The organism is Candidatus Steffania adelgidicola, from assembly GCF_020541225.1.
Taxonomy (GTDB): Bacteria; Pseudomonadota; Gammaproteobacteria; order Enterobacterales; family Enterobacteriaceae; genus Steffania; species Steffania adelgidicola.
In genome coordinates, this window is the sequence record NZ_CP045889.1 from 251,314 (window position 1) to 268,455 (window position 17,142).

A 17,142-nucleotide genomic window follows, 5' to 3' on the forward strand; every position below is an offset into this window, starting at 1 on the left:
GTATAATTGTTTATGCAAAAATTATATGATCGAGCATCAATTATTAAATTAAGAACCGTATTAAATAAAGTGAAATTTATTTTTTATAGCATTCAATATTAAAAGATAAGAGAGAAATGTTCTTTATATTTTATAAAGCACATGCTTCCACTATGCTAGATTATTTATTTTATTTGGGTATTATTTTTTACATTCGTGGTGCACACGTTCTTTTTTATCATTCTCTATGACTGTGTCAGGGTAGATGAAACCAATGCCTATTAGAAGACTAGAAATATATGTTAATCTCTGATGATTATGAAAAATCTGTCTCTTATTATGAGAGATAAAGTTCATGACAGAGGGATACTAGTAAATGGTTAAATATCCTGGTTATGTTTCTCTATATCTATATAAGTCACGAGTCATATAGGTTAGAGTGTTATTTCAGTCAAATAAGAAATTAGTCTACCTTGGGGTAAACGGTTATGCGAAGGGGCGCTATAATGGTAAAACATAAGAGTGCGATGGTGCTGAATAACATATCTATATTTGTCTACCATGTATTAGGATTTCTTTATACCAAGAAATCTTTTTTAGTATATTTGTAGCACTAAGCTTTCATAAAGCATGCCTTCCGTTCTTTATTATGTAAATGCAATTTCTTCCTTAAGAGATAAGGAAAGTTTTAGGGTATTGTCTCTCGTCGGTATAGATCAAGAAACTCGGGAGGTAGTTACCCGTCTCTGTAAAAGTAAGACCGCGGAAATCTATGAGATGTTTTATGTGTTTTATACCAAGCATCGCTTATGATTAATAATTTATCGGATAATGAAAGTCTAATAGAAAAGAGTTAAAGAGATTAACATTTGCATCTACAAAACACCCCTGGCACTAGGGAAGAATAAATTCTATTATTGATATAGCGGTAAACAAAAGGTAGCTGTTTAAGTCTTTATTTTATTCGAAGAAATGAAATGATAAAATCATTTAACCTTTTTATAAAAGATGATTCAATAGTTCATCATCAAATGATGATGAATTAACATAAGTGATTCCAATATTAATAGAAGGTCTATGTTTTATAAATTTAATAAGGATTTTTTTAATAAAATCAGCCCGTTGAATACTGTGATTTTGTCGCTTTATAATCAACAAGAGCTGAATCGGCAGATTCATGCCGTCATATGCGAACTTGGTGTTGACTTAGGGATATTGTTGATGATACCCCGTTTGCAGTAGGGTATCAGCTAACCCATCTCGAGAGTGTTGAAATTTTATTTATCAAACCTTTCACATTGATGTACTAGTTGATGTATTACAGCCTGTATCATGTGTTTTCCGTAAGCGACCTTAAGAAATTTCATTATATCTAACTTGTTCTTCAAGTTGTCTTCTTGGCCGATGGATTTTTTAAGACTTTAAAAATACGAAGGCATACGATGGCATTAGTATGCCATTTTTATCATATTGATCAAAGCTTTTTTTCAACGAGGGATGCTGTGTTGTCGGCATCCGTTTGGTCTGCTTGTATCACTTTCCGATATGAAAGTGAGTTCTTGCATTAAAGTTCATTTGCGCTGGCAATTTCCAGAGTATATAAATAAAAAGAATATCGTTGATATATAACTAAGCAGCTTTATTCTAAGAAGTTATAGCAGATTGCATAGGAATTTTTTAAATCGAAATTAACATCGCTTTTTTGTTTTGTCCTAATTTACAAAAATAGTTTTGTTTCTAGTGAAGATGTTAGGGTAGTGCTCTACTAGGTTTTTGATCTCGATGATACTAATCTAGAAGATTATACCCCTGAAAGAAATTGGAATACTCCATTAACAACAACATATTGTGATGGGGGATACCATCAGGATTAATTTAAATTAAGGGTTACTAAACATAATGAAAAAAAATCACCTTTTCGTCCAAAAGACGCTTCCCTAAATATACATAATAAAAAATGAGGTAAGTTACAAAAATTATTCTCGCTAGAGAGAGACCCACTAGTTAGCTCCCTTATGCAAGAGCAGGCGACCATGCCTGTATGCTAAGTATATAATCTTGTTAAAATAATGTTCAATCAGAAGCTACATGAGTAAAATTATGGGTGGAGATTGTTTAATAAAATATTAAGTGGTGTGCTTACCTGGATATTCACTAGCTCTTAGACTAATCAAGTCTAATCGAAAGCCAAGCAAAGAAGATATGTGTTTTAATACAGCCACTCTGTACTAAGAGTAAAATATGTAGTTAGGAGTGCGTAACTGGGTTATAGATTTTGGTTTGATGTTTTTATTTATCATATTTTATAGTGGTACTATGTAATTCTACAGTGAGTTTGTTTTACATTGTGAGGTGATATTGGTGGTTTTGTAAATTAGTTGATTTAATCATATACCAGCTTGCTGGTGTAATTCATATGTTTTTATTAAAAATCTTTTACAGTTTTTTCAAATAGAACCATGAAGAAACTTGATTATATCTCTTGTGATTTTTATAAACTCCATCTGATTTTTAAAAAAATAATGTACTATTAGCGAATAACTGTATTTTTTCTAAAAACTTAACCAACATCTTAATTTTATTTCTTATATAAACTGACTGAATCACAAATAGAGAAGATGAGCGTGAATATGGCAAGAAATAATTTTTAGTCACTAAGGTACCATAGATTGATTGGCGGTTAGCCTTAGCAGTGTCTTTCTCGGATAGTGCTGGTGTTTAGGAAGACAAGTGTCCAGATTTCAAGCAATGGAACTAAGGGTGGGAAGGCTACATTTTACTTAATAGTTAACAAGAAATTTATAACAATTTTAAATTATCTGATCAAAAATCAGACTATGCAATTAGTCTAGCCGATTTTAACTGTTATGCTATGTGAATATAAAGACGTGCACTGCTCTTGAAGAAGAGGTGGTCTCATTGCTTATCTAGGATAATTAAAACAATTATTTTTAACAGGAGGTACTCTATACTTTAATGAGTATAGCTAAATTATTAGCTCGGATGCTTAAAAACAATCCATTAATATAGTGTAGGTGAGTCATGATTTAATAAATTAGATGAGAAAATATATAATATACTATGCTCTATTTTATTACGTACCGAATTAACATGCTAAAAATCAAACAGAACAGGTTATACTAGATCAATGCTTTAGTGGTTTAGCGTTTCCTGACGATAATGTTTTGAGGATGGTTGATACGTTTTTTAGTGCATGAGTGTTTAATCATGCTTGTTATAGGTAGGCAAGGATATATGTGTAAGAATGCACGAAAGAATTTCTTACGGTACTCAGCCGGTTCGCTATCAAATAACAAAGTATATGCATTAATTAAAGGACGTTATTAGCATTAGAGTATCAAAACTTGGTATAGTGTTTTGTTCAGGTCGGAAGCTGGTTAAAGTTTTATATCCCTAGTTTTGCTAGTAGCATACTGCTAATTTATTCTGTTTCAAATCAGAGTTCTACTAAATCTCTGCTTTGCAGAGATGAGAACACCATACAGCGTTTCGCATGCTTTTCATTACCGAAAAATCCAGGCAAGTTAGTGCGTAAAATTATTAGTGTAAACTATACATTATAGACTCAATCATCCATCTCTTTACAAGAGATATTAAATTTGATTAGCGATCATCAAATATTGAATATTTTATGGAGTACTTAGCGAGATAGGTGTTAGATTTATATCTAATAAAAAGAACAAAAGAAAATTCCAGGACATTATAAGCATATTAGTTTTATATGTTTCAGTTTTGAGCGATTGATCAAGCCCATAATAACAGACTCGTGCGGTAGTTCCGGAGTGTGTTATTATGTATTTTATTTCTAAAAACGTAAAGTGTAGATCGCGACTCATGAGTTATCAGGTGCTTGCCCGAAAGTGGCGTCCAAAAATGTTTTCCGATGTAGTAGGTCAAGAGCATGTTTTGATGGCACTGAAAAATAGTCTGTCATTGCGCAGGATTCATCATGCTTACCTATTGTCTGGTACTCGTGGTGTTGGGAAAACCACTATTGCCCGTCTACTAGTAAAAGGATTAAATTGCGAGACCGGCATTACCGCTATCCCATGTGGTCAATGTAACTACTGTATTGAAATTGAAAGGGGTTCTTTTATTGATTTGATCGAAATCGATGCTGCTTCACGGACTAAAGTTGAAGATATTCGCGAACTTCTGGACAACGTCCAGTATTCCCCTACACATGGTCGATTTAAGATATATCTTATCGATGAAGTGCACATGCTATCCCGTCACAGCTTTAATGCGCTACTTAAAACACTAGAAGAACCCCCGGGGCACGTCAAATTCTTACTAGCCACCACCGATCCACAGAAACTACCAGTAACGGTTCTTTCTCGTTGTTTGCAATTCCACTTGCAGCCGCTAAGTGTTGAGCAGATCTATGGGAAGCTGTTAATGGTATTGCAGAAGGAGCATATTAGCGCTGAATTACCTGCACTTCATCTGCTAGCCAGTGCTGCTGTAGGTAGTATGCGTGACGCGCTTAGTCTAACCGATCAGGCTATTGCTATGGGAGATGGAGCAGTCAGTGTCCAGTCAGTGAGTATGATGCTCGGGATGCTAAACACCGAGCAACCACTGGCGCTTATCGAGACACTGGTCGATGCTGATGGTATCGCGATGATGGCGCATCTTTCGCAATGCGCTGCTCATGGTATAGATTGGGACCGTCTTCTTCTAGAGATGCTTTCTTGTCTTCACTCTCTCGCAATAGGTCAGCTTTTACCCGATCACTTTAATAATGAGAAAAATCGAGTGATAAGGCTACGATTGCGGGAATTAACCCAGCGCCTTTCACCGTCTGATCTACAGGTATATTACCAGACGTTGCTAAAAGGGCGTAAAGAGCTGCCTTTTGCACCTAATCCAAAAATTGGGGTGGAAATGACCTTACTACGAGCACTTTCTTTACATTCATCGAGGAGAAAAATGCCAGTAATACCTGTTATTGCTGAAAAAAAAACAGCTAAATTACACCCTGGTATGCCATTCCCGCCTATCGTTAAGAGGCAGAAAAATATTCGACTTAGTGTCGATTCCTTCTCAGTGTCTGAGATAGCGGGAGATAATCCGATGGAAACAGAGTATCTCCCTGTTCCTGAAATATCGGTAGTCTCTTATATTAGCGGATATAGCGATTCACAGGTAGTGTTGGAGTCTGAGATAAATGAAATCGATGTTCAAACAAAGGTGTCGCGAGATTTAAAAGCTAGAGCCTCCACACTAAAAACTCCCGAACCACTTTCTCTACAAGCAGTGTCTGTGGAACTCTTGCAAGCAAGAAATGCCTTGCTATGCTATCAAAAAAAACTCAAAACAAAAAAAGAGAAACTAGAACTTTCTCGCCAGAAAGCAACCGGTAGTGTACTACCGATACTGGATGGTATAGATATACCCCCCCCTCCCCACAAAACCCTTGACCGGGTAAAGCAGATCAAAGTCACTCGGTCGGCGGATCATTACTGGGGTACTAGTAGTCAGTATTCCCAGATTAATCTTTTACCGGTAACAATACCAAAAGCGTTCAGTACAGTGAATAGAGATCAGGAAATAACGGAGTTTTTTCGGTGCCTAACTAAAGAATCCTTAGAGCGAGATCCATGGGCGGCGCAAGTTTACCAATTAGTTATGCCGGAACTGATCCGGCAGTTTGCTTTAAATACCTGGAAAGAAAATTTATCCCCGGGTGAAATTTGCCTTCATTTTCGAACTTCGCAGCGTCATTTAAATTCAATGACGACACATAATACTCTACATGCTGCTCTGAGTGATAATCTTGGTTTTTCGGTGAAATTAGCTATAATAGAAGATGATAATCCAGCAATAAAAACACCTATGGAATGGCGTCAGGTGATTTATCAAGAGAAATTGATGCGGGCACGGGAAGTCATCATGACCGATTCCCATATTGAAATGCTACGGAATTTTTTTGACGCTGAGTTAGATGAAGATACTATACGGCCAATATAACTACAAATCTGGCCATCTTTGTTACATCTGGAATGGATAATTTTCTACTATAAATATAACACAGGCAGAAACAAATATACTAGATAAATGAAAAAAATATGAGATTAGAATTCAAAGAGGGCGTTAAACGCTACCTTAATTAAGGTTACCATTAATGGTGTGTATGATTTTTGACGTATCGAAGTCACCCCCCAGCAAGCTAACGCTTAATATGCGATAAGATGTTATTATTTTTGCATATAACTTAGATATAAAAGATAGAATTAATTCTATCTTCAAGGATAGAAATACAGCCTCTGAGGCTGAAAATACCATTATGGTAACACTAGTCTTTTACTCAATCTATTAACGGAAATCTTTTTTTTTAGGTATCAGAGCCTAAATTGGCGCAGCATATATTTTCCTTGCATTAAACTCGTTAATTATACAGTAGAAAAGGTAATTTTCTTGAGTGTTGTTTTGTATTGATGAGGGATCTTAAAAGTTTTTTAATTATCATCTAGAACTCTAGCATATTAATTTGACTTTTTAGATGTTCCTAAGACATTAGTAAATAATTTATCAGCGGTGTGGTGTGGACAATGTTTTAGTAAGGTTATAACTAGGACTCATTGTTAATGAATCATGTTATGTTTTGAAATTTACTAGGTAAGACTTAAAAGCATTCGGGTGATCTGTCTATAATCTAAAAGATGCATTAAGCATGCATTGGAATGCTATTTATATAGCATTCTCTCTCTTTTTTCACAGAAAGAGAGAGGGTTTGGTTATAAGGACATATAACTACGAATTATTGATTTTTAAATGCCATGATGGTGTATGAAAGTCTCGTACAAACTCAAACTATACTCTTGAGATAAGAATCTCTCTTTGCTTCTGAGAAAGAGAGGTAGAAGTGGTGTTGTTTTCGATGCTATCAAGTGTTAAGAATGTTGATGAGTCATGAAAGATTACTTGCTTCTTTGAGTAAGCTCTAAGCGCAAGGTTTTTAATACCGGTAAAACAGAGGGCATTATGTTATGCCAGAATAAGAAAGAAGAAGCGGCTTGTTCTACTAGCATTCCGAGTCCATCACTGCAGAACCGTGCCCCCTGCTGATGGCACCACTTAAGAAATGGTGTATCTCCTTCTTGATAAAACATATCGTAACAGTACACTTCTGGTGTAATGATAGATGTTGACAGTGGTGGAATAGTGCCTTTTATACCTGTGGAGGTTGCATTAATGATTATATCATAATCCGGTGTATTCAGGCATGGTAGAGGAAGAGCAATGATATCACCGCTATCCTGGTAATATTTTTCTAGCGCCTTTGCTCGAGCAAAGGTTCGGTTAGTGAGCACTACTGTGCACCCGTAGTCTAGTAAGGGAAGGATAACCCCTTTTGCTGCGCCGCCGGCGCCTACCAATAGCACCCGGCTATCTTGTTTTAGTAAATTCAGGCGTTGTAAATCATTAAGTAAACCAATTCCGTCTGTATTGTCCCCTAATAATAATCCATCCATCTGTTTCTTAATGGTATTTACCGTTCCAGCTAAAGCTGCCCGCTTGGTGAGCTGATTGCACAATGCATATGCACGTTCTTTAAATGGCAACGTAATATTTGCTCCTAAACCACCCATATTGAAAAACTGATGTAGCATTTTTTCAAAGATTTCTCCTTCTATTGGACTCAACATCCGAGCATAAGAATGAGATAAGCCTATTTCACCAGAAAATAGAGCGTAAATACGAGGTGACTGACTATGGTTAATTGGATTACCGAAAACAGAAAAGGCATCCATGGTTTCACTCCGGTTATAGTTATCCTTGACGAATTAATTTACCGCTAAGGGCATCGCGAATTTCAGAAAGATGGTACCGGCCTTCCACTGGCTCGTTCAATACTGGAAAAGAGGTGCCTAATTGCTTACATACTGTATCGGCGGTACGTGCAGGAGGCTGTCCACTTAGATTAGCACTAGTGGATACCAGGGGGGTTCCGAATGCAAGACAAAGACGTCGAATTGGTTCAAACGCGCTGACACGTACTGCTATTGATGCATGTTCTCCCGTAAGTCGTCGAGGAGTGTCAGGATGAGCTGGTATAACCCAGGTAACTGGACCAGGCCAACAGGAAAACATCCGTGCTCGTGTAGCATCATCTAAGACTTCATCATTAACATACTTTATTAACTGTTCGTAATGCGCGGCAACTAGAATCAACCCTTTTCTCCAAGATCGCCGTTTCAATTTTAATAGTGCCCGGATTGCGATTTCACTTTCAGGATTGCATCCCAGCCCAAATACAGCCTCGGTTGGGTAAGCAATCACTGCTTGATGACGGAGGGCTATGATTAAACTAGTTAGATCAGGCAAAGGAGATTTATTGACCATTATTATTTATTTCTTCCGAGATGTGGTGGTTTTGATTGCTTTGAAACATCTGACTTTCATCCCCCACTATGGGGGTGATGATTTAATATATATTTAGAATAGGCGTGAAAAATTTTGAAGAAACCCAACGTACGTTGCATTAGTGTATCAAGATGGGACTTGAAGCGGTCTAAGTCTATGGTGTCAGTTATCATCTTGAGTGAAAGATAAACATATCTAAAATAGTTCGAGTAGTAGATAAACATAACACAATGTTCCTAACATAATGGCAGCCTTAAGTAATATTATTGCATACTCATTGCCTTGAAAGTTAAAAAATGAATATAGGTGTATCCCGGAGAGAGACTGTGGTTTCCATAACGAATATAAATTCTATCTTGCTTTTTTCATCAAGCAGAAAAGAAACCTTTAAAATTATTGTAAATCATGTTGTTAGAATTAATGTAAATGCTGTTCATCTTCTTCAAAAACTAGATCTTCCATTTTCCGATAGGCATTTTCACAGCCGGGAATATTAAATAGAACCATAAGAATAACCCATTTTAGATCTTCGAGATCAAATTCTGCCGTGTCTAATGCCATTAAACGATCGATAACCATTTCACGAGTTTCAAGGTTTAATACTTGAATATGTTCAAGAAACAATAAGAAACCCCGACAGTCTGTATTTAAAACTTGACTCTCTGCATCAGCGTAGATACGCATAGCCAGTGGATCGGCATTAAGTGAAAACGTCTTCCCCTGCCCATCCTGTAAATCAGCCAGTTTTTCCAGCCAGTTTAACGCATTATGAATATCATCTCGCTGAAAACCCGCTCGGGTAAGATCATCAGTTAATTTGTCCTGATCAACGCGTATTTCAACTTCGTTGTGGATATAAGTTTCAAACAAATATAGTAGTACGTCGAACATGGCCTGCCCTCCTTAATCGGAAATCGGACATAGCCGTCGGGTAGATCTGCGATCTATGCTCTAACTTCAGTTCAAGCAATATAACTCTATTACTTCAGAAGAGGTGGTTGGCCAATATGTTTAACGACAACACCAACAGGTGTAACTTAATTTTCTAGTTAGCTCACATCTGAATAAGTGGCAATGCAGTTAGTATGCTGCGCTAGAAATAATCCCCACCCATCTAAGGCCAACCATTTTAGTTTAGCGCATAGCTATTTAATATATCTTCCCGACGGATAATGTGTCTCGTTTCCTTGAAGAAATCTCACGTTCCAGAATATGGTATGGTTTCTTTTTAAATACTGTGGATTTGACTTAATATTTAATAGACGGCAATGTTGTTTTACTATCTTAATACAGATTAAGGCATATTTTTGCGATGATGATGCGGCATCTTTGCTATATATGTCTAGCTGCAATCTATAGAGCACACTCTGATTTGTGAATATTATCGTCTAGATGAATATGGCCTGCTACATCAGACTGCTATAAAAAAGCAATCATATTGGTATTTGTTAGCATACTCGTGTTTCCTGTGGCTCACAAAAGGGTCTATCCATACCTTCTCATTATACTATCACGATCTAATGGATTGGTATGGGACATACCTGGTTAAAAGCAGGTCAGAAGTATGGTGTAATGAGCTATACTTTTTATTTTGTAGAGATCGGTAGCAATTTTCTACTCGTGGGCTCTATACCGATGAAAAGAGAGTGACATTAGGTATCATTTTAATATGATGGGGATGTATTTTATATCTTTATGTATTTGATTGTATTTATTTTTTTGAAATTTTTGATAGTATGGTTTTAATGTTATTTATCATCATATGGAGAGATTCTTCATGTCGCAGCTACGTTAGCATGACTTGAAGTCTAACTAAGATATGGAGGACTTAGATACGATTACTAGCACAGTGTCAAAAGGAAAGATATCATTTATAACATAAACAATTACAGGATGGTATATACGGTTAGTCATGAATTTTTATCATGGATTAACTAAAGTTAACACGACATTGTTACTTCTTTAGATAAGCGCGTATTAAAATTATGAGTTAATCTTGCTGAGCGTGATGATCTTAGTATGGATGATATTGGAGAAGAACATTTAGAATTGTAATAAATCATTAAATGTTTAGTTTTTTAGTGTGTTGTTAGATATAATCAAGTTCAACATCAAACAATTAATGTTCAATCTGATCATTATGGTGACTTTTCCGTTTCTGCTGAAAATTATTATGGGTTCTGGTTAATTTTACTAAACTGTTAACTTGCGTTTTATGTCTTTTAATTTTAAAGAGGTAAGGAAAACAAGATCACGATATTAAAATAAAGCGCTTTTTTAAAGCTCAAAAGATATGAGCGCAGTATGCTGTATAAGAGAATTGCTCTATTAGAATTTTTGATATAAACTCAGCGAGTTGATAATGCATGGATGTATTAATGCAATACATTGCTTGACATAAAATAATAAAATAGAATTTAAAGAATTAACATTAAGTTTGTTAGTAATGTGTTCAAATCTTTTAGTTGTCTCGTTACTATTTCGAATTTCCAATAAAGGTAAAGTACCATATTGTTAATATGAGCAAAAAATCCGTCTGGAAGAATATTTTTTGAGTGATTAATGCGAGTCTGAATATTATTGGATGGGTTTGGGATATTATCATCAAATGATATTGATAATAAGGTGATCTCTGAGGTTATGATATACAGTAAATCATATGGTCTTATGTATAAGACAAGAATAAATCAGATTAGGTGTCATACTCGAATATTTACGACGAATCAACTGGCGTTTTTTGATGTTGCATTATTAATGAAGAGATAGCGATTATAGAAAATGTTAAGGATTTTAATTCACAACAAGATACTTCTGTATAAGAAAATCATATAGTTTTGTATAAGGTTGTATTGAATGCGATAGTCTGAATAATAAGTAAGAATACTTAGCAGATAGAGAAAGTTAGTTTAGATTCACGTCTCCACGTTAAACATTTTCACACATCCATCTTTTAAAAGATGAGAAAGAATATAAAATAAGATTGTTGAATAGCACATGAAGATTCATCATCGAGAAATCTGCATAACGATTAGAACTCTGGATGAGACAATGAAGCCATATCAACAAGAAAACATTTCTGCATCAACATTATATGTAGTACCAAGTCCCATTGGTAATCTGGAAGATATCACCCTGCGAGCTCTGTCTGTCTTGCGTAATGTTGATCTTATTGCTGCTGAAGATACCCGTCATACTGGTTTTTTATTACAACATTTTGCAATAAAATCGAGGCTGTTTTCATTACGTGATTATAATGAACAGGAAAAATTAGGTGCTCTACTGAAGAGGTTAGGGTATGGAGAGAGTATAGCACTAGTTTCCGACGCTGGAACCCCGCTTATCAATGACCCAGGGTATCATCTAGTACGTCGTTGTCGCGAGGCTGGTATTGTGGTGGTGCCATTGCCAGGGGCCTGTGCTGCTATCACCGCGTTATCCGCTGCCGGTCTACCTTCAAATCGCTTTTGCTATGAAGGTTTTCTACCGGTAAAGCGTAAAGCTCGTCTTGATTGCCTTGAGTCTCTAGAAAAGGAGTCGCGTACGCTTATTTTTTACGAGTCTACTCACCGGTTACTGGTGACTCTAGAAGACATGATAACCATTTTTGGGCGACTTCGCCATATTGTACTGGCGAGAGAACTCACTAAAATTTGGGAGAGCATTTATGGCGCTCCTCTCGGAGAACTGCTTCCCTGGATTCAGAAGGACAAAATGCGACGTCGTGGTGAAATAGTGCTAATAGTCGAAGGATATAGTATGCCAGCTGATTTCATGTCACCGAAGGCGTTGCATACATTGTCTCTCTTGTTGTTCGAATTTCCAATTAAAAAAGCCGCAGCGCTTACGGCGAAGATCCATGGCATCAAAAAGAATGCGCTGTATCGTTATGCCCTTGAGCATCAAAGAAAGCACAACCTAGTGTCTAAATTTACTCTTTAGTTCACATGTGTGAGGTGACAAGTGCTAAAAAAATATTTATACTTTAGATTGGAGTTGACCAGACAGTCGCTGCTTCGCCGTCGTCCCTTCATCGGGGAAACAGACGAAGGGGAGGAAAGTCCGGACTCTATAGGGCAGGGTGCCAGGTAACGCCTGGGGGGTGAAAACCTACGACTAGTGCAACAGAGAGAAAACCGCCGATGGCCGCCTGCGCAGGCGGGATCAGGTAAGGGTGAAAGGGTGTGGTAAGAGCACACCGCGCGGCTGGTAACAGTTCGCGGCAGGGTAAACTCCACCTGGAGCAAGGCCAAATAGGAGTTCAAATAGTACGGCCCGTACTGAACTCGGGTAGGCTGCTTGAGCCGGCGCGTGAGCGCCGGCCTAGATGAATGACTGTCTAAGACAGAACCCGGCTTAACGGTCAACTCCACTTTTGAGTGGAGTTGGAGGTTGAATCTTATCTTGTTTTATTGGAACTTAGAAGTGGTGTTGCGCTATGCTAAATAGCTTGGATTTTCCATATATATGAAATATATATGTCAGAATAGTGTATTCTTGCCTGATTTTAATCAGAAGACTTTCTGATTAAAACCTCTCCAGATATATCGAGAAAATATTTCCAGCATCCCTTATTTAAAATCAGGCATTGATTTAAAGATAGGGGTATCGATTCTATCGCCACGTAGTAATCTGAACAAAGCTTGTAGCTTATTTTTTCCAGATTATTCTATAGATAGTCTGTCAATGTTATTGATAGCATCTGATTTATCTGATGATAAATCCTTTCTAGACATTATCTAATTAGCATTGTGCGTTTAGTATAGGCTTGATTTTACAAGGTGGCGTCGTGAATTTTATTTAGTGTTTTTTTAAAATCATGCATGATAGTATGAAAGGGAGATAGCTAGTAGTTTTTTAAACGCTATATTGTGTGTTTTTTTAGTTTTTACTTTATTGCTTTAAAAGTAATCATCAATACTTTATTATCCTGATGCTTCATAGACATTGATCTTACCTTGATTGAGATACAGGATGATTAAGATATGAACCTCAGATTGGATTGAAACAACAAATGGGGAAAGTCATTTCCCGAAAAGAAATTGGAATTTATTCAGTTAGTATTAGGTAGTGAAAGAGTATTAAAAGTAACGTTAACTTGACAGTCTATAACAGTTAGTTACCATTGTTCTATTAAATCTAATAAACTGCGATTTGATGATCTCTTGAGGTTACATTTCTCATCGCTACGTCATTAAAAATGTAAAAATATATCACCTATATTTGTATTATAAAACAGGTCAATAGGAAATTGATATGACATTGTTGTTAAAACAAACGGATCTGAGTAAAAGCAGTGTTGGTTATAGGTGGGATGGTAGCTGGAATACTATGTTAATTTTTTTCAAAAAACACTGAATAATTTTTAGATAATAAAAGTGGATTTATAGTCGTCAGCTGCTTTTCAGAAGAAAAGATAGTTTTTGTCATTTAAGACAAAAAGATTATTATATATTTTATGCTTTGAATTTCATAAGTAGATAAAGGGTAAACTCTCTTTTAGAGAAAAAGGTACATATATATTATAAAATCTTTTGTCCTATATATATAGCATAATTTTCAGAAAAAGCAATAAGTGGTCTACTTGAAAATCTTTTGAAGTAACTTCATACATCTTTATAAGAGTATTAATGAAAAACGAGAAATAGTCTTCTATAATATTCTTATCCAATATTTGTTCTCTCTAAAGTTCAGAGCGTCTTACCTATTTTGCTCGCATCAACCCAGCAGGAAACAAGGAATGTCATTATGAATGCAGAAACGATTTTCAGCAAAATCATACGCCGAGAAATTCCCGCTGTCATACTCTATCAAGATAATTTAATTACTGCTTTTCGCGATATCAACCCTAAGGCGCCCGTTCATATATTAATCGTGCCAAATCTGCTTATTCCTACGGTGAATGATGTCACAGTCGAGGATGAAGTGGTGTTAGGACGATTTTTCACCGCTGCAGCAAAGATTGCGCGACAAGAGGGGATCGATCTTACCGGGTACCGCCTAATCGTCAATTGCAACCATGATGCCGGTCAGGAAGTAAATTATTTACATATGCATTTATTAGGCGGAAAATTCTTGTCTGGCTTTGCCAATAAAAAGTTCTAAGCTTGCTTAGAATCGACATTACAGTCGAGTTCACAATCACGCATGGCCGATTTAGGTGATACTTGCGCACTTACAGTGCTTCAAGTCATGCTCATCCTGAGACAGTTACTGTGTGTTATTTTTGCAACCAGAATAATTCATCGTGAGATGTTTCTTAAAACGCGTATATTGTTTAGATCGCTAAACCAGAAAACGAAGCTTAATATGATGGGTAGTACCCGAGAGAGGTAATATATCCATATCTATTTATTTTAGATAAATGAGAACGTTGAGTCTAGAAACGATGAAAAAAAAGATTTTAAGTATCTTTGCATCGCTGATGCTAATTAGTTGTACCTCCCAATATCCAGAGTTATTCCCGGGAAAAATAAAGTTCAAGCCTACGCCGTTACCGGCTATCAGCGTACCATTGCTAATGCCACCAAAGCTTAAAACTATTAACTGGAAGATTAGTTTGTCTCCTATGGTACAAAAAATGCTGAGGGTAGACGGAATCAATGATGGTAGTATTTTGCTGGTCAATACCATGAAAAACGCTACCAATGGTAGCGTTCAGATCAATAAAGCCACTGCGGAGCTTACCGAGTTAATTATAAAGGCTGGTAATAAATTCCGCGTCATCAATGCCATTAAACTTAATGCGGCAAGGCAGCGGCTAGGGCTTTTTATAGAGGATAGTCTAGAGTCTCGTAGTAAGGCGGTAGGATTAGCGCGCTATCTGAACGCCCAGTATATGCTCTATAGTACCGCTTCCGGTAATATAAAGACGCCTACACTCGATTTGCAACTAATGTTGGTGAAGACTGGCGAGATTGTTTGGTCAGGTCATGGCGTGGCTCATGACTGAGGTAATATAAAATTCATGAGGAGTAAAGTAGATATGAAATTTATTAGGATAGAGAAAAAGATTTTTTACTCATGATTAATAGAAATTAGAAAAAGTTTAGTATAGATAAAGGTTACAAACAAAGTCACTTAATTTTCATTAAGGTTTTCAGACTCATATAAAATTATTAATTTTCCCATTGATACTTTACTATATATGTAACTGAAGAATATACAAGAAACATTTTGTTCCTTATTGCACTTTTAAAATTGGAATTTTCTAGTATAACATTGCTATGTTATAGGGGTGATTGGATTTTAATCCAATATTATCAGTTATTTCTGTTAATATTCAAACATGATGAAAAATAGAACACATATGTTTTAGATGTGTCAATTATGATAAATATCAATTATGTATAAAACGTCATGAATTTTGAATTAAAATATTGTGAAGTTTTTTAGATATCACCGTGATTTCATAGTCGATTTAGGTAAATGTTGTTACTAACAAATAGTTTTTTATTTTTCACTTTCAGGATGTTTGATGGATTATCCAGCACCCCTTGCTAGGGATAAAATAACTTTGTTTAAAATAAAACAGTGCATTTTGTGCTTTATTTTTCATAGAGATAATACGCAATCTTTTATTATTTTAGATAAATATTTTTTTCATATCGTATAATTATATCATTTTAACCGTTTAATAAAATTAAGACAATATAATCATGAAATAAATAAATAGTATTTTTATGCTTTCTTGAATATGTTATATTTTTAACTTATTTCTTTTTATTCAACATGGATATAATGGTACATGTGAGAATTTGATTAAAATCAACTATATGTTCCATAATTAAATTATGGCGATTCTATCGAAATAGAGATAATGTATCGTGCTTAGGCACAATTTCATTGTATTCTTGATAAGATCATTATTGATGCTAAGTTTTAGCTATCCTCAAGTATGTTCATCAGATATAAAATATTAGTTTCTAGTAAACATAGAACCATACACAGCTTATCTAAGAATTATTTAAAAACCATGAAAGTATGGTACCTAACCATAGGTTAGTTAACGTGTATATAGACACTAGGCTAATTTTAGAGTTAGTATATATATTAGAGTATTCACCTCTATTTTATGAGATGAAATTTAATTAACAGAAATTAACACAAGAAAAAAAATATTCCTATTCGATAGGAAGATTGTATTTTTAATAGATATAAAACTATGTAAATTTGTTTAGTTAATGATAAAATACTTGTTGATATAAAAATGGCTAGAAAATTTTGTCTTTAGGAAAATCTCGTAGTAACCATTATTTCTGAGCAATGCTAGAGGGTGATAGATTAGCTAATTATTTTGTTATAAATTCTATTTTTTAAATAGAAATTTCTAAGAGAATAAATTTAGATGTTTGTGCATGTATATAAGGATACATTACTTTGTGTTTTTTAAAACATTACTTTGTTATACGAGAAAATTATTATGTTCGAGATGACTCTAGACTTCTTATGAAATAATCTGTAGGAAAAAACAAGAAATATATCGTTCTTCAATAAGAATAAAGAATTTTATTACACTATACGTTTGATAATTGTCTAATAATTAGACCAGCAGTATGATATTTTGTATATTTTAAAATCGGGGTGTAATACCATCTCCCCCAGGAAAATCTGACTTAAGTATTTTATAGGCAGCTGATGAGCTAGCTGATATTACTAGATCTAGAGTTAATGCGGCGCTGAGGGTAATGGTTCTTATAGGAGAGTATAATGTTGTTTCAACAGGCTAAGGGGTCGCTATTGTTCGGCCTGTTCTTGCCTACTCTTAAGTTTACC

7 protein-coding genes and 1 other RNA gene are annotated in these 17,142 nt (G+C 35.5%); 5 read left to right on the forward strand and 3 right to left on the reverse strand.

The window, feature by feature from the left end; translation table 11 throughout:
• Positions 1-3,834: 3,834 nt before the first annotated feature.
• Positions 3,835-5,973, forward strand: coding sequence for a DNA polymerase III subunit gamma/tau (gene dnaX, locus GFK82_RS00660; RefSeq protein ID WP_226811017.1), 2,139 nt, complete (start codon positions 3,835-3,837; stop codon positions 5,971-5,973).
• A gap of 950 nt (positions 5,974-6,923) precedes the next feature.
• Here the strand turns inward: dnaX and aroE are convergent.
• The 3 genes from aroE to GFK82_RS00675 form a co-directional block, all read right to left on the reverse strand.
• Positions 6,924-7,757 (reverse strand): shikimate dehydrogenase, encoded by an 834-nt coding sequence (gene aroE / locus GFK82_RS00665; RefSeq protein ID WP_226811018.1) that lies wholly within the window; start codon positions 7,755-7,757, stop codon positions 6,924-6,926.
• A gap of 19 nt (positions 7,758-7,776) precedes the next feature.
• On the reverse strand, positions 7,777-8,349 hold the full coding sequence (gene tsaC, locus GFK82_RS00670; RefSeq protein WP_226811019.1) for an L-threonylcarbamoyladenylate synthase type 1 TsaC: 573 nt from the start codon (positions 8,347-8,349) through the stop codon (positions 7,777-7,779).
• A 438-nt stretch (positions 8,350-8,787) separates the two neighbouring features.
• Positions 8,788-9,261: a DUF494 family protein gene (locus GFK82_RS00675; protein ID WP_226811020.1), complete on the reverse strand. Its 474-nt coding sequence runs from the start codon at positions 9,259-9,261 to the stop codon at positions 8,788-8,790.
• A gap of 2,157 nt (positions 9,262-11,418) precedes the next feature.
• Between GFK82_RS00675 and rsmI the strand changes: the two genes are divergently transcribed.
• The 4 genes from rsmI to lpoB all read left to right on the forward strand — a co-directional run bounded on the left by rsmI (position 11,419) and on the right by lpoB (position 15,319).
• Positions 11,419-12,309 (forward strand): 16S rRNA (cytidine(1402)-2'-O)-methyltransferase, encoded by an 891-nt coding sequence (rsmI, locus tag GFK82_RS00680; protein WP_226811021.1) that lies wholly within the window; start codon positions 11,419-11,421, stop codon positions 12,307-12,309.
• Positions 12,310-12,359: 50 nt separating this feature from the next.
• Positions 12,360-12,742: RNase P RNA component class A (gene rnpB, locus GFK82_RS00685), an RNA gene on the forward strand.
• A gap of 1,373 nt (positions 12,743-14,115) precedes the next feature.
• Entirely contained in the window at positions 14,116-14,472 is a 357-nt protein-coding gene (locus GFK82_RS00690; RefSeq protein WP_226811022.1) for an HIT domain-containing protein, read from the forward strand.
• 283 nt (positions 14,473-14,755) lie between these two features.
• Positions 14,756-15,319 carry a penicillin-binding protein activator LpoB gene (gene lpoB, locus GFK82_RS00695; RefSeq protein ID WP_226811023.1) on the forward strand — a complete coding sequence of 188 codons (564 nt, stop codon included), beginning with the start codon at positions 14,756-14,758 and terminating at the stop codon, positions 15,317-15,319.
• Positions 15,320-17,142: the final 1,823 nt, after the last annotated feature.